This is a genomic window from Ornithinimicrobium flavum (assembly GCF_004526345.1).
GTDB lineage: Bacteria > Actinomycetota > Actinomycetes > Actinomycetales > Dermatophilaceae > Ornithinicoccus > Ornithinicoccus flavus.
Window position 1 is genome coordinate 346,235 of sequence record NZ_CP038213.1, and the last position, 17,177, is coordinate 363,411.

Genomic DNA, 17,177 nt, shown 5'->3' on the forward strand with positions numbered 1-17,177 from the left:
ACACACTATTGTCGAGGGCGCCCCAGGCGCACGCCGTGCTTCCATGGGTCGGTGACCACCCCCTCACGTCGCCCCCCTGCAGACGTCGCGGCGCTGGCCGCGCTGTTCCTCGCCTCGGGCGCGCTGCATCTCATCCGGCCGCAGCTCTTCGAGCCCATCGTCCCGAGGGTCCTGCCCCGGCGACGGGATCTGGTCCTCTGGTCGGGGGTGGCCGAGCTGGCCTGTGGCGCCGGTCTTCTCGTTCCTTCCACCCGCGCCCTGGCAGGCACCGCGAGCGCCTGGCTCCTGGTCGGGGTCCTCCCGGCGAACGTCCAGATGTCCGTGTCGTTCGGCCGTCGTGCAGCCCGGACCGGACGCCCCGTCCATCGCCTCGCGTTCCTGGCCACGGTCGGCCGGTTGCCGATCCAGTGGCCCCTGATCCGGGTCGCCCTGCGCGCCCGTCAGGTGACGGTCGGGCGCCCCGTCGCCGTCCAGGCGCCGATGCCCCCGTCGAGGTGGTAGACGGAGGTGAAACCCTCGCCGAGCATGAGCTGGAGGGCCGCCGCGGAACGGTTGCCGCTGCGGCAGTAGACGGCGTAGGAGGCGTCCCGGTCCAGCTGCTCGAGAGCGGCGGGGAAGGCGGGTGAGGAGACGTCGAGGTTCTGCGCGCCCTCGAGGTGCCCGGTGGCGAACTCGGCGGCGGTGCGGACGTCCAGGACCACCGTGCCCGGCACGGTGACCGACGCGGCGAAGTCCTCGACACCGAGAGTGGCGCCGTTGGCCGGGAGTGCGGTCGCCTCGACGGCGGGCGCACCGAGCGTCACCCTGTCGGTGGTGTTCGATGCACCGCCCCCGCAGCCGGCGAGGACGAACGCCATCGCGGGGACGGTCACGAGGAGCCCTCGACGGCGGGCCATGGAGGTCTGCGGTGAGGAGTCGCGGATCATGCCCTCCAGAATACCCTAGGGGGTATGAGGTGCATCACCTGCCGCCGGCGTCCGGGGCGTGGCGAGGTTGAAGGCTCGTTGACGTGGCCGACCCCGTGCGCTTCGGTACTGTCGATACATGGTCGGCTCCTGCGAAAGGGTAGAACCGTGATCGTCGGTGTCCCCAAGGAAGTCAAGAACCACGAGTACCGCGTCGCCATCACGCCCATCGGCGTGCACGAGCTGGTCGAACGAGGCCACCAGGTCGTCATCGAGAAGGGGGCTGGAGCGGGCTCCCAGATTCCCGACGAGGAGTACGTGGGCGCCGGCGCCAAGATCGTGGCGGCACCGGAGCAGGCCTGGGGCACCGACGGCGGCGTCGACCTGGTGCTGAAGGTCAAGGAGCCCGTGCCGGAGGAGTACCCGCGGATGCGTGAGGGGCTCACTCTCTTCACCTACCTGCACCTTGCCGCGGACAAGCCGCTGACCGAGGAGCTCCTCCGACGCAAGGTCACGGCCATCGCCTACGAGACGGTGCAGCTGCCCTCGGGAGGACTGCCGCTGCTCTACCCCATGTCGGAGGTCGCGGGCTGCCTGGCGCCCCAGGTCGGCGCCCACGCCCTGATGACGGCGAACGGCGGTCGTGGGGTCCTGCTCGGCGGCGTGGGCGGCGTCGCCAACGCCAAGGTCGTCATCATCGGGGCCGGGGTGTCCGGGCAGAACGCCGCTAACATCGCCCTGGGCATGGGCGCCGACGTCACGCTGCTGGACACCGACCTCGACAAGCTGCGTATGTCGTTCTGACGCTACAACAACCGCATCCACGGTCTGGCCTCCTCGAAGCTGGCCATCGAGCAGCAGGTGATGGAGGCCGACTTGGTCATCGGGGCGGTGCTCATCCCCGGTGCTGCCGCGCCGAAGCTGGTCAGCAACGACCTCGTGTCGCGGATGAAGCTACGCTCGGTGCTGGTCGACATCGCCATCGATCAGGGTGGCTGCTTCGAGGACTCCCACGCCACGACCCACTCCGACCCCACCTACGAGGTCCACGACTCCGTCTTCTACTGCGTGGCCAACATGCCGGGTGCGGTGCCCAACACCTCCACCTATGCGCTCACGAACGCGACACTGCCCTACCTGACCGCGCTGGCTGACCAGGGCTGGGAGGCTGCCATGCGTGCCGACGCCAGCCTGGCCAAGGGGCTCAACACCCATGCCGGTCAGTTGACCAGCAGTCCGGTCGGCGAGGCCCTGGGCCTCGAGTCCGTCGCGCTGGACGCTGTAGGTTCGGCCGTTCTGTCGGGAGAAGCAGACGCCTGACCTGCGAACCGCATCTTTGTGCGACGCCTTAGATCTTGCGACCTTGTCGGAACCCTCGGCGGGTGGACCGGAGCGGGTTGGAAACAGGACGGGCTGCTAAGGGTCGTGACATCACGACTCCGCCGATGAGCGGTCGTTCGGATGGGCCTTGCCCTGTGTGCCAGTGTTGGCTTAGATCATCGTCATGGCTGCCGCCTCCTGCACCAGCGATCTGCTCATCACCGTCCCGCCCGAAACTGTGTGGGCGTTGGTATGTGACCCGGCCCACCACCACCTCTTTGACGCCACCGGCATGGTTGTAGGTCTCTCCTCAGACACACCAGAGGCCGTGGGCGACGTGTTCACTATGGACATGGTCTGGCGAAGCGGTGACAACGTCGAGCATTACCAGTCCGACAACCTCGTCACCACGTTCGTGCCCTTCCGCACGATCACCTGGGCCACCGCGCTTCCCGGCCAGCAGCCGTTGGGTTGGACCTGGACCTACAACCTGATCCCCGAGGGTCCGAACACCAGGGTGAGGCTCACCTACGACTGGGCCGAGGCACCGCCCGAGAACGTCGAGCGATTCGGCGCGCCGCTCACCGACGAACACGGGCTAGCGGCCTCGCTCAATCTGCTGGCACGTGCTTGCGAGAGCCGCTGACCCGCCGCCTGTCCTCTAGCTCCGCGGCCAGAACGTCGTCGTTCGCATGGTTGCTGTCGGCGCCGACGACAAGATGCTCCGTGCGGTCGTGCTGACAGTTCATCTCCTAACTGTTGCCACGCAACTCGGTATGGAGGAGACAGTCGACCACACTGAAGTCGCCCGCCTCGTGACCTGATGCCGTAAACACTGTCTGCGGTCAGTGAACACGTGTTACCGAGTCCGCGGGGAGCCCGAACCAGGGCACATTTGGGGGCTCTTCACAATCCAGGGTGTAGTTGGGGTCTGAAGCCGCCGGCTTCCAGGAGAGCTCTGGCGATGTAGTGGGTGATGTTGCGGAACCCGAGGGCCAGTCCGCGCAGGTGCTCGAGCCGTCCATTTACGGCTTCGGTAGGGCCGTTGCTGGTGCGGGGCCGGTCGAAGTAGGCCAGAACGTCGCTGGCTCGTCGGGCCAGGGTGCGGCCGAGCTTGCGCAGCTCGACCAGCGGCCCCGGGACGCCCTCGGTCAGGGCGTCGATCACGGACCTCATCTCGGTCCGGCCGCCGGCGCGGTCGGGGTCGCGGTAGGCGTGGATCATCCGCTGGTAGATGCCCCAGGTCACCTCGACCTGCACGTGCTCATCGCCGGCGAAGAGCCTGTCGAGACGCTCGTGCTGACGGTCGGTGAGCAGGTCGGCGCCGGTGTGCAGAGTCCGACGGGCGGAGTAGAGGGGGTCGCCCTTGCGGCCGCGGTGCCCGTGCAGCTCCTGCTGCACGCGACGGCGGCACTCATCGAGGGCGTCACCGGCCAACCGGATGACGTGAAATGGATCCATGACCGTCACAGCCTCGGGCAGCTCCTCGGTGGTGGCGGTTTTGAAGCCGGCGAACCCATCCATGGCCACGGCCTCGATCCCGTCGCGCCAGGCCTGGTCCCGCTGCGCGAGCCAGTCCTTGAACGCTGCCTTGGACCTCCCCTCGACGACGTCCAGCAGGCGGGAGGGGCCGGTGCCGTCGCGGACCGGGGTGAGGTCGATGATCACGGTGACGTACTTGTCACCACGCCGAGTGTGCCGCCAGACGTGCTCATCCACGCCTAAGACACGGACGCCATCCAGCCGGGTCGGGTCGGCGATGAGCAGCCGCTGTCCTTCGGCCAGGACCGCGTCGTTGGCGGTGTTCCACGACACCGCCAGGCCCTCGGCGACCCGGGACATCGACAGGTGGCCGACCACGATCGCGACCAGGCCCCACCGCAGCCCGGCGCGGGAGATCTTCGCCCGTGGCTCGGCCGCGGCCGTGGTGTCCTGACGCCACACGTGGCTGCACTCGGTGCACCGGTAGCGTCGGATGGTGAGCAACAGTGTGGTGGGACGCCACCCGAACGGCTCGTGCGCCAGCTGTCGGGTCACGGTGTCCCGCGGAACGCCATGGCAGCCGCACCGCTTGCACCAGTCGTCCGGCTCGAGGACCCGGCAGGCCAGCACCGCACGGTCAGGCTTGAGCAGCTGGCCGGTGACCACCAGACCCAGGTCGTCCAGGCCGGCGAAGGTAGTCAGGTCGGGGCGCGTGAAGGTAGCGTCGGACATGTCGAGGTCTTTCGGATGGGCGGCGTAGGAACCTCCATCATCGGAAGACCTCGACGTCTACCCCGTGACCGACGCGCCAGCGCCCTCTACACCCTCAACTGTGAAGAGCCCATTTGGGTCGCGCCGGCGGATAAGGCGCAGGCTTGCTATACCGCCTGCGATAGCGTCACCGGCATGGCTACATGGTTCGCCTACGAGTACTGCACCGACATCACCGCCACCCGCAAATTTTACGGAGAGCTGGTGGGGCTGACTCTAATCTGGGATGAGCCGGACGACATCGCTTTTCGGCACGGTTGCGTGCAGCTGTCGTTCCACCGTGTCGACACCCTTGGCCGGCCCCAAGGTTGGGCCTTTCAACCCGGTTGGAGCCACGGTCAACTGCCCGAGGCGCCCACGACCGAACAGGTCAGATCCATCTCCATTGCCCTCCCACCCGCCGCGTTCCAGTCCGCTGCAGCAAAGCTCCAGACCGCCGGCGTGCAGGCACTCAGAGCCGAACCATTCTGGGTCGGCTACTGGTCATTCGTCGTCCTGGACCCCGACGGGCAGACGGTGGAGCTCACCGACCCAGAGTCTCCCGCGACTGACCACCGCGCCGCGACTACGTGACGCCGAACGCACTGTCATGCCGCGGGTCGTACGGACCCTGGTACACGGGAAGGGAGACTTCTCCTATGAAGAACTCCTCCCGGATGACCGCCGCCGAGGTGGTGCAGATCGTCGCCTGGCTTCACGCCAACGGGGTGGTCTATCAGGTCAACGGCGGATGGGGTGTCGATGCGTTGGTCGGACGACAGACTCGCTCCCACCAAGATCTCGACGTGTTCATCGACGAAGATCACGAGGCCGAGTTCATGGCCTGGCTCACCTCCCGCGGCTATCGGGTCACCGAGGATTGGCGACCAGTCCGCGTGCAGCTATCGAGTCACTCAGGGCAAGTAGACGTCCATGCAATGCGCTTGGACCCGGCCGGCAACGGAGTCCAGCAAGGTCTGGACGGCGAGGTGTACCTCCACCCTTCTGAGCAGAGAGTTACCGGCCTAATCGACGGCCAAGCGGTCGTCGTGGCCAGTGCCGGGCGAGCCCGCGAGCTTCGAAGGGGCTATCCCATGCGTGCCGTAGACCTCCACGACCTTGCCGTACTTGACGAGCTGTAGGCATCCTGTTCTGCCGCCGGTCGCTCGTGCCGAGTAGCGCCTGCCCCTAACTCCACCGCAACTGGGAAGGGCCGGATTCGGTGGTGGAGGTCTCAGGTTGGGCGCGCGGCTGGGTTCGATTAGAAGGAATGCCATGACTGACCCAACGCCAAGGTGGACATCGGCACACCAACCTCCAGGCACGCCCCGCCTTGCCCGTGCCACGAAGCTCATGCCTCGTGCCCGTCTACATCCTCGCTCTTCGGTTGGGTTATCTTGAACCGCCTCTCCGCATTCGAAGTACATATGCGATCCTGGGTAGCTCCTCTTGCCAGCCAGCCGGGGGTGGCCACAAGAACATTGCGACTAGAAGAGGCAGCGGTAAAACCAAGACTAGCAGGCCCGCGCCCGTCAGCAGGCCAATAATAGCCACGGCAAGAAGTATCCAGAAGTAGATGAAGTTCCGAAACCAGATTTCCGTTCGTCGTCGCACTGTCCAGAATTCCCTTCTGCCCGTCGCGTTCTACTATAGACTTGCCCATCGGCCGCGACGCACTTGTTCAGTTGACGACGTCCACGGAACCGTACTGACGCCAGAGGTGATCTTGCGCGTCGAGGTCCTCGAACGCACCGGACCGAAGCTGGTCGATCAAGTACCACCCGGACCCTGATCCTCCTCCGCTTCTTGGTGGTGGCCGTCGAGCCCGTGCGGTTGAGCCCTGAGCCACTGCTGCTTGATCCATAAGGCAGGGAACGAGCGCATAGGACCCACGGGTGTAGTCAGATACCCGTTCACTTGGCCGCCGCTGCGAAGTTCAAACACCGCATCGCGGTAGGGATCGAGACGGGCGTCGTGCGGCCACGGCTCAGCGAAGAATCGGAAGCGGCGCGTCACGGTGCCAGTATGGCTCCACCGCCGTCGTGCGCTCCCTCGACATCCTGTTCTGCCGCATCTGGATCGTCACGCGAGCGCCGGTCTCAGCCGCGGCGGTAGCCCCAACGAGCCAGAAGTTCGTCGATCGCGTCGAGCTCGCCACGCTCATGCCAGGCTAGTCGCCGGGCCACCTTGGTCGCGGTCCACACCTGCCCCCGGTCTTGTGCGATGACGCTCCTTGGCATCGTTGTGATGGAGGAGCGGACATGGCGACTGGATTCGAGGAGCTCCGTCGACAGATGAGCATTTCGTGGCTTGGCCGGAAGGCCGAGCGAGGGAAGGTAGTAGCGCGACTCGGTGTCCGTGATGTGCCAAAGCATCTGCCGGATGGTGCGCCAGCGGGCATAGGACGGCAACTCCCGTGACGGATCGTCGTAGTCGAGCACCTCAGGGGGAAGGGAGGACAGGAACTGCACTGCGCGTTGGCGCTGGCTGGCAAGGATGGCGAGGGTGGCGTCAAGCTCCTCGTCGCGCAGCGGCTCCATGTCGCGCGCGAACGCTTGCTCGTCGCCCTGTACTGTTTCCACGACTTGGACGGAACCGTAGGCCAACATGAACGCCGAGATTGCGCGCTCGCGAGTTTCGCCTTGGACGCAACGACCCCATAGATCAAGATCGAACGACCAAGCGGCGGCCCCTTCGTCGAACGCCATCCCGGCCCTGGCCTCAAGGAACACGTCTCGGATCACGCCGTCACGCTACCGAGCCCTCCTGCCCTCACGCCAGGAACACCAGACGCACTCACATGCCGCTGGTCGGCCGCGCCGATTGTCAAGTGGCGCCGTTCCCCCTCAGCCAGGGAGGGCTGCGTCGAAGACCATCAGTGGTTCTGCCTCGGTGCCACCGAACGGCGTCCTTGCCCAGTCGCTCCACACGTTGAGCGTCACAAGGCCGGCGGCGAGCAGGTCGGCCTCGATCTGCGAGCGGTCGCGGAACTGCAAGGACTGCTCCACATCGAGGACATCGCCGGTCTCGACGAACTCGTTGTGGCAGTGCATGCGAACGACACCATCCTCGTCCGGCGGTTCGGTGGTAACGGATTCGCGGAGCAAACCAACGGGTGTGTCTCGCTCTCCCACCGGGTCGTTCCAACTCTTCCACGCGTGCGCTGCAGGGTTTCGTGCCTCGAACACCAGGCGCCCGTTGGGCGTGAGGGCACGAGCGATCGCTGCCAACGTGGTGTGCCAGTCGTCTCCGATGATGTGCATGACGACGTTCCCGCTCATGATTATGAGGTCGGTCGTGTGAGGCGTGAGTACGTCGCCGGTGCCCAGGACCCAGTGGACAGCCTCACCTCCGGGCCGGGTTGCTGCGCGTTCGAGCATCGCCGGCGCGGGGTCAATCCCCGTCACGGTGCGCCCAGCCCTCGCCAGGGTCACCGTCAGCAGACCGGTGCCGCAGCCTAGATCAACGATGCGGTTCGCACCGAGGTGGTCTGCGAACCCTCGGAAGAAGTCGTGGTCGGGGCCGTCGGGGTTGTCGACGTCATACAGCACGGCCAGGCGCGGATCGTCGTAGCTCAAGCTGTACCTCTCAGGTGGGAGAGGCGCCAGTGTGCGCGACGATCCCGACGTGCGGCAACCTCAATCTTTATCACTCATCTGCCGCTGCCCGAGTAGGTCAGTTTCCCCCGAATCGTTGCTGGGCTGCCTGTCGGGTGATGTTCAGAGCGGCGCCGATGATGGTCCAGGAGTCACCTGCGGCGCGGGCGGCCTGGACGGCTTCGCGCAGGTCCTCCTCGGCGGCGCTCAGGTTGGCGTGGGCGGTCTGGATGCGGCGGAAGTGGACGGCGTCGCGGGCGGGGTTCGTGCCCGGGTCCAGCTCGTCCAGGCCGGTCTCCTCGGGGCGGGTCCTTGTGCTCATGTGCTGCTTCACCTCATCTCAGGTAGTCGTAGAACTTCGGTCGTAGTCGGCGTGGATGATGCGGACCGGTGTTTGAGCGGGCAGAGCGACCAGTTCCAGCAGCCGGCCGTGACGGTCAGGGCCGATCACCAGGAGGCGGTCCTCACCCAGGTACTCGTACTCGACCAGGCGCATGGCGTTCCTCCAAGCGTGCTGGATGTCCGCGTCCTCGACCTCGTGCTTGCGAGCCGACGGCGTGACCTCCACCCGTCAAGTGCTCTTGACGACGCCGGGGCGTCAAGCTGTCCTTGACGGCGGGTGACGCGGTGGCGGCACGATGGTTCATGACCACAACCCAGCCCTCCGCTGCCCTCGTCCCCGTGAGCGTCAGCGACCCCGCAGATGCTGCGCTGCGCCAGGCCGTCGCAGCCCACCTGGCCCGCTACACCGGCCAGACCCGTACCCACACCGAGTCCGACCTGCGTGCCTTCCTGAACTGGTGCCGCGAACGCGGACTGGACCCGTTGACCGCCCACCGGGTGCACGTCGAGCTGTACGTGCGGTGGATGCAGGAGACCCGCCGGTACAAACCGTCCACGATCTCCCGGAGGCTGTCCGTCGTGATCGGGTTCTACCGCACGGCCGTCATCGACGGTGTCCTCACCGCCTCCCCAGCCGACCACGTCCGCCGCCCCCATGTTCCACCCGAATCACCCACCTTGGGCCTGTCGCACCTGCAGTTCGAAGCGATGCTGCAGGCGGGTCGGGCCAGCGTCAACATCAACGACTTCGCCCTCGTCACCATGCTCGGGCTGCTCGGCCTGCGCATCTTCGAGGCCTGCGGCGCGAACATCCAGGACCTGCGCGAGGAGCACGGCCACCGGGTCCTGAAGGTCCGCGGCAAGGGCGGCAAGGTCGTCCTGACACCCCTGCCCCCCGCCGTGCAGCGCGCCATCGAACGCGCCGTCGACCAACGCAAGGACGGGCCCATCCTGCGCAACCAGCAGGGAGGTCGGATGGACCGGCACGCCGCGACCCGTCGCCTGCACCACCTGGCCGACGACGCCGGCGTCAACTTGCCGCGGATGCACCCCCACATGCTCCGGCACACGTTCGTCACCACCATGCTCGATGCCGGCGTGGACCTGCGCGACGTCCAGATCGCGGCCCGCCACGCCGACCCCCGCACCACCATGCGCTACGACCGAGCGCGCAAGAACCTAGACCGTCACCCCAACTACATCCTTGCCGCCTACATGGCATCCGGCACCTGACCAAGCGCACGGATCTGCCGCTGGCCGCACCGTCGTGCTGGAGGGCATCTTCCTGATGCCGGGTTTTCGTTATACGATTTTGCCATGGCAGATGACGACCAGGTGACGGACGAGCAGATCCAGAAGTGGGCTGACGAGGCCGAGGCTGGCTATGACGTCGAGGAGCTCAAACGCCGCGGCCGGGGCCGTCCCGGGCGCGGGGCCGAACCAACGCAGGTAATCGCCGTGCGGCTCACGGCCGAGGAGATCGCGGCGCTCGACGCGTACGCCGCCCGGGAGCACCTGTCCCGCTCCGAGGCGATCCGACGTGCGCTGGCCGGCTACGCCGCGTGAAGGTCCACCGCAGCGCGCTCAAGCACGGGGTCGTTCCCGAGGACGCGGTCCAGGCTGCGGACCTGTCGTTGTGGGTCGAGCCGCTGGAGGAAGACGAGTGGCCCCACCGCGAGCTGCGGCTCGGCTTCGACACCCAGGCACGGTTGCTGGAGACGGTCGTGCTCGTCTTTCGCAGCGGCGAGGAGATGGTCATCCACGCGATGCCGGCCCGTCGTCAGTTCTGGGACCTTCTGCCCTAAACCGAACGCACTCCTTTGCCGCCCGTCGTGGGTCTAGCGATGCCGATGATGGGACGCTCCAGTTGCTCAGGACCGCGACCCTGATCGTCAGACGGGGGCGGTGAAGGTGACGGGTTTGCCAGCCGATTGGGCGTAGTCGATCTCCCTTCGCGTCGATTCTCCGACGTAGCCTCCGGGGTTGACGACCAGGACACGGTCGGCCAGGTCGATCTTGCGCAGGTGGAGATCGTCTAGGACGGCCTTCTGTTCGGGGGTGGGTGCCTGGTCGGTCTCACTGGGGGCGAGGACGATGACTCCCCTGCAGCTCATCTCCCAGCTCGCCGCTCGCCGCTCGCTCACGAATCTCGCGGACCCACAGATGCACACGATCTCGGGGCGAGTGGTCACGTGTTCGATCCTAGACACGCGCGCCTTTGCCGCGGGGCGCTCTCCATTCGAGCTCGATCGGAAGACGCTGTCTCTGGGTCGCTCAGGGGGGGGGCGATCACGGCTCTTCGAGCAGCGGCACCTCGAGGTCGTACGCCAGCACGATGGCTCTTGCCAGGTGGCGCTCCTGCTCGGGCGTGAGGAACCCCAGCGTCCTGCCCAGGAGGTCGGCGGGGATGGTCAGGACGTTGTCGATCGAGACAGCACTGTCGTGGTCCAGCCCGTTAGCACGGCCTACCGGTACTTCGCTGGACAACCCCTTGACAGTCGACGTGATGGGAGCCACGGTCACCTTGGTCATCACGGCGCGGGCAGTGTCACGGGTGAGCACCAGGACGGGGCGCGTCTTGTCCAGCCTCGCCAGGCAGATCTCGCGCAAGGTCAGTCGTCCAGTGTCGCGTGGGCCACGGACCAGGCGACGAGCTCGTCGAGGTCATCGGCCGTGCCCTTCTTCTTCAGGGTCTGGACGTCCTGCTGCGCGGCCTGCACGCGCATCTCGCGCTCCAGGGCCGCGGCCACCAGCGCGGCTCGGCTGGCAGCCTTGCCACTGGCGACGCTCCGGTCCAGAAAGCGAACCATCTCGTCAGGGAGCCGTACCGCGATCTGTGTCGTCACGCCGTGAGCATACCAGCGGGCATCCCATAATGGGATGCACCCCTTTGCCGCGACGCGCGTGTCCCCAGTGACTGTCAGGCGCGGGCGCGCGCGTAGTTCAGGCTCTCCTCGATGACGGACAGGACACCAGCCAGCTCGGCGGTGACACCTGGCTGATCCCCTCGACGACGCCCTCGAGGGCAAAGACGTCGGCGACCAGCTGGCCCCCAATGGCTGGCGGTTCCTGCTGGTCGACCTGTCGGTGTGGTCCGTCGTCGGACGTGGTTGGCCGAGCGCTGGGTGTAGGTTCTCGGCCGATCTGTCGGGGGAGCAGGTGCGTGACCTGCGGACCGACATGTTGATGAGACGCCGGCGGTCTCGCTAACTTGTCGGAAGCCTCAGCCGATGACCTCCGAGCGGGGGCTGGGACGGTCACGTGGTGCTGATGGTCGTGACAGCACTCTCACGCCGAGAGTCGGACGCTTGCCCGCTGCCCCCCGCCTCCTGACGGGACCAACGCTGGTGGGCGGCCGCTGTTACTCACACATCACTGCGACTGGCCTCCTTGGCGTTGGGAGGGCTCAACATGCAGGCGACTGTGTGGTGCATCGGCGCCTAAGCAGTCCGTCGTCGCTTCTAGACACAGTCCCTTGGCCAAGCTGTGCGCCCAGTTTGGCGCCTTGACGGTCGCCGCGGAGCTCACTGCGGGGTCGCACGCGCCACTTCGAAGCAAGATGCCCGAGGACCAGGGCCCTTAGTCGAGCCCAAGAGAAGCGAGGGCGCTGATAGTAGACGTATTTTGCAGAGTGAACCTCGATGCTGCGACGAAGCGTCGTCTGGACCGACTCAGGTGGCTATTGCAGAAACTCCACTGACGCGGAGTACTTGTTTGTGGAGGACGCAGACGTAGATTTTGGCGAGCTCGCTCACATTATTCCAGCGGCCGCCAGGGGGCCACGCGGTGCCGGCCATGTGGACATGTCCCCGACACACCGGGCCCATCACATGAACACAAAGCGCGCGCCGGCGGGTCCGCTGGGAGGTCAAGCAGCCACACATGTTCGACCTCCCACCTGCCTGTCGCGCAACCGTTTCCCCATGCCGGTGAGGCAACATCATCATGTGACGCGTAGCGAGAACCAGGCGCAGTTCTACTGGCAGTCCAGTGCCGCAGGCTTGCTACTCGGCACCGCCCTTGGCGGGCTGACCGGAATCGGAGTCGCGCTGCACATGGGCACTGGGTCGTCCGCGGAGTACACGTCCGCGTCCCTGCTGCTCGCCTTGCCACTGCTTGGGGTCTTGGTGGGCGCGGTCTGTGGTGGCGCAGCGGGAGTGGCGGGCTCGATGTACACCTCCCAGTGGGGTCGGCTCCCGCATTTCCTCCTCAGTGCATCCGTGGCGCTGATAACTGCTATGGCTCTAGGGGCCTTATTCACGGCGTTCTCGCGCACAGGTTGGGCCTACTCGGCGGCGATCGCCCTACCGGCATCCGTCGTCCTCGGTGTAGCCCTCCCGAGGGCAGCCGAACGGCTCCGTCGACCACCCTCGACCCAGTCCTATGAGCTGGAGTAGCGTCTCGGGCGAGCATCCGGGACGTCCCGCCGGTCGTCGGTGTCGCGATCCAGCAAGCCCAGCTGTGAACCGCTCCGGCATGTCCGGGGACGCCGAACCTCGGGCAGGGGTGGAGTCATGTCTGGGATCAAGGGGTATCCCGCTGAGCTGAAGGAGCGGGCGGTTCGCATGGTCGCCGAGGCCGTGGAGGGCGGTGAGACCGAGTGGGGAGCGATGCGGCGGATCGCCGAGCTGCTTGGTGTCGGCTCGGCCGAGACCGTGCGCAAGTGGGTACGTCAGGAGCAGGTCGACGCCGGCGCCCGGCCCGGCGTCACGACCGAGGAGGCGGCTGAAGTCAAGCGGCTGAGAAGGGAGAACGCCGAGCTGCGCCCCGCGAACGCGATCCTGAAGGGCGCCTCGGCTTTCTTGGCGGCCGAGCTCGACCGGCCTTCGAGGTGGTCGTGGACTGCATCCGCGAGCACGCCGACCACCGTGACCCTGATGGCCTGCGCTGGGGCCTCGAGCCGATCTGCGCCGTGCTCAGTAAGCACTACCAGGGCGAGGGCGTCCCTCCCGTCGAGTTCGCCATCAACCGAAACCCGGATCCGGAGGCTGCCGGAAAATTTTTGAGGGCCAGCCAGACCCTGTGGGCGCGGTAGACGCCGTAGTTGGCAGCGTGCACCCGGCGGACTTGGCTAAGCAGGTACTCATCGCGCCGGGCTCGCGCGGACAGGCAGTCGTTGCTGCGACGGCAATGGGGATGATGGGTGCGAGCTTCTCTGGAACTCCGACCATCGCCCACCATGAAGATGCGACCGAAGTCGCCTACATCTTCTCTCCCGATCATCGAGCCATCGTTGCGGTCCAGGAAGAGGAATCTATTCAGACGCGAGGAGCATTCTCCTCGCCCGACGGCGATGACTCTCCACTACCGACTACGTTCCATCAATCAGGCGCAGCCGACTACGCAGTCGCAACTACAGCAGAAAGCCGGGAGCTGCGTTAGTAGTTGGCGATGTCTCCCTCGCACAGACAGACATACCGTTCGCAGACTCATCGTGGACAGCCACCCAAGGCTCCAAAGGAACAACCCTGGTAACCCTGCAATGGGAGGCAGCCCCAGGCGTCAATCAATACGAAGTTCACTGGCTCTTCACAATCCAGGGTGTAGTTGGGGTCTGAAGCCGCCGGCTTCCAGGAGAGCTCTGGCGATGTAGTGGGTGATGTTGCGGAACCCGAGGGCCAGTCCGCGCAGGTGCTCGAGCCGTCCATTTACGGCTTCGGTAGGGCCGTTGCTGGTGCGGGGCCGGTCGAAGTAGGCCAGAACGTCGCTGGCTCGTCGGGCCAGGGTGCGGCCGAGCTTGCGCAGCTCGACCAGCGGCCCCGGGACGCCCTCGGTCAGGGCGTCGATCACGGACCTCATCTCGGTCCGGCCGCCGGCGCGGTCGGGGTCGCGGTAGGCGTGGATCATCCGCTGGTAGATGCCCCAGGTCACCTCGACCTGCACGTGCTCATCGCCGGCGAAGAGCCTGTCGAGACGCTCGTGCTGACGGTCGGTGAGCAGGTCGGCGCCGGTGTGCAGAGTCCGACGGGCGGAGTAGAGGGGGTCGCCCTTGCGGCCGCGGTGCCCGTGCAGCTCCTGCTGCACGCGACGGCGGCACTCATCGAGGGCGTCACCGGCCAACCGGATGACGTGAAATGGATCCATGACCGTCACAGCCTCGGGCAGCTCCTCGGTGGTGGCGGTTTTGAAGCCGGCGAACCCATCCATGGCCACGGCCTCGATCCCGTCGCGCCAGGCCTGGTCCCGCTGCGCGAGCCAGTCCTTGAACGCTGCCTTGGACCTCCCCTCGACGACGTCCAGCAGGCGGGAGGGGCCGGTGCCGTCGCGGACCGGGGTGAGGTCGATGATCACGGTGACGTACTTGTCACCACGCCGAGTGTGCCGCCAGACGTGCTCATCCACGCCTAAGACACGGACGCCATCCAGCCGGGTCGGGTCGGCGATGAGCAGCCGCTGTCCTTCGGCCAGGACCGCGTCGTTGGCGGTGTTCCACGACACCGCCAGGCCCTCGGCGACCCGGGACATCGACAGGTGGCCGACCACGATCGCGACCAGGCCCCACCGCAGCCCGGCGCGGGAGATCTTCGCCCGTGGCTCGGCCGCGGCCGTGGTGTCCTGACGCCACACGTGGCTGCACTCGGTGCACCGGTAGCGTCGGATGGTGAGCAACAGTGTGGTGGGACGCCACCCGAACGGCTCGTGCGCCAGCTGTCGGGTCACGGTGTCCCGCGGAACGCCATGGCAGCCGCACCGCTTGCACCAGTCGTCCGGCTCGAGGACCCGGCAGGCCAGCACCGCACGGTCAGGCTTGAGCAGCTGGCCGGTGACCACCAGACCCAGGTCGTCCAGGCCGGCGAAGGTAGTCAGGTCGGGGCGCGTGAAGGTAGCGTCGGACATGTCGAGGTCTTTCGGATGGGCGGCGTAGGAACCTCCATCATCGGAAGACCTCGACGTCTACCCCGTGACCGACGCGCCAGCGCCCTCTACACCCTCAACTGTGAAGAGCCAGTTCACTTCAACGGAGAAATACGCACCACACCCTATCCTTTCATAGCGTTGCAGAACCTCGCTCCGGGTGTCTCCACCGAGGTCATCGTCAACGGTACCGGAACCTTCCCGCCGGGAGAAGAGATCCCTGAATGGGCAGACGCGGATGACCCGTATGGATACTCTTGGGTGTTCGAAGTCAAGACACCTGGCGACTTCTCTACAGCCGGTGTTGACTCCTGGCTGGCCGAGCGTCAGTTCGAGGCAACAGCCGCGCAATACACAAGGAGTATAGCACGTTTTCGTGCCTTCATTCCTACTAAGTACATCGACGGCGGAACTGGGTGCACCTACTTGCCGCCTAAATATCACTTCAATGGAAACAATAGAGGCTATTCCCTGGCCGAGTCTGCATCATATAAGACGAATTCCCAAGGTTCCTATGCCTGGGAGTCAAAAACCTTCACCCCTTACGTGAACACCGGCACTACAATTGTTTTCAACGAGTCCAACACCGAGGTGACCCGCAAGAAAGCGACGACGACGAAGATGTCTTCTCGACTCCTGTCCAGAGCAACACCTATGTCGGGATGCGACTTATTCAAGACGCCAGTGACCCCTTCTGCTCTATTGGTGCAGTAGGCGCGAACGCGACGGTTACACTTACACGCACAGGCAGTTACACAGTGTCTGGCATTCATAAGCAGTTTCCGCACATCGAGTTGAACATACAGCGCCACTATAACGGCACGAAGAACATGACAGCTGCCTATAGGCGCAACGGCGCCTCTCCCAGATGCCTCTTTCAGCCTGCCTGCGCCAACGCTCCCATTTCTGTGAGCGGATCGTACTGACGCGCGCTCGTTGTTCTGGCTACCAGCCACCGCTTCGTGTACGGGGCGAGGGCTGCCGGGACTAGACAGTCCCGGCGGAACCCCACAGCTGCGGCTGAGGTCGACCCCGTCTGGTGGATATCCCGACGGGTGGCGCGCTTCGACGGCTACACCAAGCCGCTCGAACCGTCGTTGTAAGACCGGCGGCCCAGGCGGCCCGCCGCTCCGCGCTGAAGGCTCAGCAGGCCGCGCGGCGGCAGATCGGCGCCCTGCTCATCAACGCCCCCGCCAGGATCCGCGACAGCCACCGAGACCTGCCACCGGCCAGGCTGCCGGCCGCCCTGATGGGCTGCCGACCGGCGCAGGTCGCCGACGCCGACCACGCGGACACCTTCTACTCCCTGCGGACCCTGGCCCGCATCCACCGCGACCTGACCACCGAGATCGACGAGCAGACCGCACGGATCGGCACCCGCTTGGCAGCAGCGAACCCGGGACTGCTCGCGATCAAGGGCGTGGGCCCCGTGATCGGCGCCCAGTTGCTGCTGACCGCTGGCGACAACCTCGAGCGGCTGCGCTCCGGCGCCTCCTTCGCCGCCCTCTGCGGGACCGCACCGTTCCCGGTTAGCTCCGGAGGCACCGACCGCCACCGCCTCTCCCGCGCGGCGGGGACCGGGCGGCGAGCAGCGCCCTGCACCTGATCGTGAACAACCGCATGTCCAACGACGCCCGCACCAGGGCCTAACGCGACACCCACCTGGCCCAGAACTGGACGAACAAGGACGTCTACCGCTCCCTCAAGCGCGCCGTCGCCCGCGAGGTCTACCAGGCCCTCGTCGGCCGCTGCACGGTCCCGGACTACAGCGACCTACGCCCCGCCCGGCACACCAAGAACCTCACCCTCACCGCAGCCACCACCGACCTGCACGTCTGCCCACCGCCACCTCCCAGATCGAACGCGGCACACGACGCGACGACCAACTCGCCCAGACCTACCGCGAATGGCTAAACGCCGCTTGACA

The 17,177-nt window shown here is 66.2% G+C and carries 18 protein-coding genes and 3 pseudogenes; 11 read left to right on the forward strand and 10 right to left on the reverse strand.

Annotation, left to right across the window (positions count from 1 at the left end):
* Positions 1 to 51: 51 nt before the first annotated feature.
* The gene (locus E3Z34_RS01605) at positions 52 to 501 is read left to right on the forward strand and encodes a DoxX family protein (RefSeq protein WP_134772206.1); all 450 of its coding nucleotides are present in this window, start codon (positions 52 to 54) and stop codon (positions 499 to 501) included.
* Here the strand turns inward: E3Z34_RS01605 and E3Z34_RS01610 are convergent.
* Complete coding sequence (locus E3Z34_RS01610) at positions 441 to 926, reverse strand: rhodanese-like domain-containing protein (RefSeq protein WP_238695295.1); 486 nt, start codon at positions 924 to 926, stop codon at positions 441 to 443. The genes E3Z34_RS01605 and E3Z34_RS01610 overlap by 61 nt on opposite strands.
* A gap of 147 nt (positions 927 to 1,073) precedes the next feature.
* On the opposite strand from E3Z34_RS01610, the pseudogene ald reads away from it, so the two are divergent.
* Together ald and E3Z34_RS01620 are read left to right on the forward strand one after the other, a co-directional pair.
* Positions 1,074 to 2,225, forward strand: a pseudogene (ald, locus tag E3Z34_RS01615) (alanine dehydrogenase).
* A gap of 184 nt (positions 2,226 to 2,409) precedes the next feature.
* A complete protein-coding gene (locus tag E3Z34_RS01620) occupies positions 2,410 to 2,871 on the forward strand; it encodes an SRPBCC domain-containing protein (protein WP_134772207.1) in 462 nt (153 codons plus the stop codon).
* A 260-nt stretch (positions 2,872 to 3,131) separates the two neighbouring features.
* Here E3Z34_RS01620 and E3Z34_RS01625 read toward each other — a convergent pair whose 3' ends face one another.
* A complete protein-coding gene (locus E3Z34_RS01625; protein WP_134772184.1) occupies positions 3,132 to 4,439 on the reverse strand; it encodes an ISL3 family transposase in 1,308 nt (435 codons plus the stop codon).
* A gap of 174 nt (positions 4,440 to 4,613) precedes the next feature.
* Between E3Z34_RS01625 and E3Z34_RS01630 the strand changes: the two genes are divergently transcribed.
* Both E3Z34_RS01630 and E3Z34_RS01635 read left to right on the forward strand, forming a co-directional pair.
* On the forward strand, positions 4,614 to 5,051 hold the full coding sequence (locus E3Z34_RS01630; RefSeq protein WP_134772208.1) for a VOC family protein: 438 nt from the start codon (positions 4,614 to 4,616) through the stop codon (positions 5,049 to 5,051).
* A gap of 65 nt (positions 5,052 to 5,116) precedes the next feature.
* On the forward strand, positions 5,117 to 5,599 hold the full coding sequence (locus E3Z34_RS01635; RefSeq protein WP_029202545.1) for a nucleotidyltransferase domain-containing protein: 483 nt from the start codon (positions 5,117 to 5,119) through the stop codon (positions 5,597 to 5,599).
* A gap of 957 nt (positions 5,600 to 6,556) precedes the next feature.
* Here the strand turns inward: E3Z34_RS01635 and E3Z34_RS01640 are convergent.
* From E3Z34_RS01640 to E3Z34_RS01655, 4 genes are all read right to left on the reverse strand, one after another.
* Entirely contained in the window at positions 6,557 to 7,201 is a 645-nt protein-coding gene (locus tag E3Z34_RS01640; protein WP_158288576.1) for a hypothetical protein, read from the reverse strand.
* A gap of 102 nt (positions 7,202 to 7,303) precedes the next feature.
* A complete protein-coding gene (locus tag E3Z34_RS01645) occupies positions 7,304 to 8,008 on the reverse strand; it encodes a class I SAM-dependent methyltransferase (RefSeq protein WP_158288577.1) in 705 nt (234 codons plus the stop codon).
* A gap of 124 nt (positions 8,009 to 8,132) precedes the next feature.
* The gene (locus E3Z34_RS01650; protein ID WP_134772210.1) at positions 8,133 to 8,375 is read right to left on the reverse strand and encodes a hypothetical protein; all 243 of its coding nucleotides are present in this window, start codon (positions 8,373 to 8,375) and stop codon (positions 8,133 to 8,135) included.
* Between the two features lie 18 nt (positions 8,376 to 8,393).
* Complete coding sequence (locus E3Z34_RS01655; RefSeq protein ID WP_202976999.1) at positions 8,394 to 8,621, reverse strand: BrnT family toxin; 228 nt, start codon at positions 8,619 to 8,621, stop codon at positions 8,394 to 8,396.
* 77 nt (positions 8,622 to 8,698) lie between these two features.
* Between E3Z34_RS01655 and E3Z34_RS01660 the strand changes: the two genes are divergently transcribed.
* The 3 genes from E3Z34_RS01660 (at position 8,699) to E3Z34_RS01670 (ending at position 10,200) form a co-directional block, all read left to right on the forward strand.
* Positions 8,699 to 9,628, forward strand: coding sequence for a tyrosine-type recombinase/integrase (locus E3Z34_RS01660; protein ID WP_134772211.1), 930 nt, complete (start codon positions 8,699 to 8,701; stop codon positions 9,626 to 9,628).
* An 84-nt stretch (positions 9,629 to 9,712) separates the two neighbouring features.
* Positions 9,713 to 9,961, forward strand: coding sequence for a ribbon-helix-helix protein, CopG family (locus tag E3Z34_RS01665; RefSeq protein ID WP_122260808.1), 249 nt, complete (start codon positions 9,713 to 9,715; stop codon positions 9,959 to 9,961).
* Positions 9,958 to 10,200 carry a toxin gene (locus E3Z34_RS01670; protein WP_134772212.1) on the forward strand — a complete coding sequence of 81 codons (243 nt, stop codon included), beginning with the start codon at positions 9,958 to 9,960 and terminating at the stop codon, positions 10,198 to 10,200. The genes E3Z34_RS01665 and E3Z34_RS01670 overlap by 4 nt, the downstream gene beginning before the upstream one ends.
* Before the next feature lie 87 nt (positions 10,201 to 10,287).
* Here the strand turns inward: E3Z34_RS01670 and E3Z34_RS01675 are convergent, their stop codons facing one another.
* The 3 genes from E3Z34_RS01675 to E3Z34_RS01685 form a co-directional block, all read right to left on the reverse strand.
* Complete coding sequence (locus tag E3Z34_RS01675; protein ID WP_134772213.1) at positions 10,288 to 10,587, reverse strand: hypothetical protein; 300 nt, start codon at positions 10,585 to 10,587, stop codon at positions 10,288 to 10,290.
* 97 nt (positions 10,588 to 10,684) lie between these two features.
* Complete coding sequence (locus tag E3Z34_RS01680; protein WP_275106671.1) at positions 10,685 to 10,927, reverse strand: type II toxin-antitoxin system PemK/MazF family toxin; 243 nt, start codon at positions 10,925 to 10,927, stop codon at positions 10,685 to 10,687.
* An 80-nt stretch (positions 10,928 to 11,007) separates the two neighbouring features.
* Positions 11,008 to 11,241, reverse strand: a complete 234-nt coding sequence (locus E3Z34_RS01685; protein ID WP_134772214.1) for a YlcI/YnfO family protein — start codon at positions 11,239 to 11,241, stop codon at positions 11,008 to 11,010.
* 1,668 nt (positions 11,242 to 12,909) lie between these two features.
* Here E3Z34_RS01685 and E3Z34_RS01690 point away from each other — a divergent pair.
* A pseudogene (locus tag E3Z34_RS01690) lies at positions 12,910 to 13,373 on the forward strand (transposase); the annotation flags it as partial.
* 551 nt (positions 13,374 to 13,924) lie between these two features.
* Here the strand turns inward: E3Z34_RS01690 and E3Z34_RS01695 are convergent.
* A complete protein-coding gene (locus tag E3Z34_RS01695) occupies positions 13,925 to 15,232 on the reverse strand; it encodes an ISL3 family transposase (RefSeq protein ID WP_134772184.1) in 1,308 nt (435 codons plus the stop codon).
* A gap of 159 nt (positions 15,233 to 15,391) precedes the next feature.
* Here E3Z34_RS01695 and E3Z34_RS01700 point away from each other — a divergent pair, with 159 nt between their 5' ends.
* On the forward strand, positions 15,392 to 15,964 hold the full coding sequence (locus E3Z34_RS01700; RefSeq protein WP_134772216.1) for a hypothetical protein: 573 nt from the start codon (positions 15,392 to 15,394) through the stop codon (positions 15,962 to 15,964).
* A gap of 724 nt (positions 15,965 to 16,688) precedes the next feature.
* Positions 16,689 to 16,862, forward strand: a pseudogene (locus tag E3Z34_RS20055) (transposase); the annotation flags it as partial.
* Between the last annotated feature and the right edge of the window lie 315 nt (positions 16,863 to 17,177).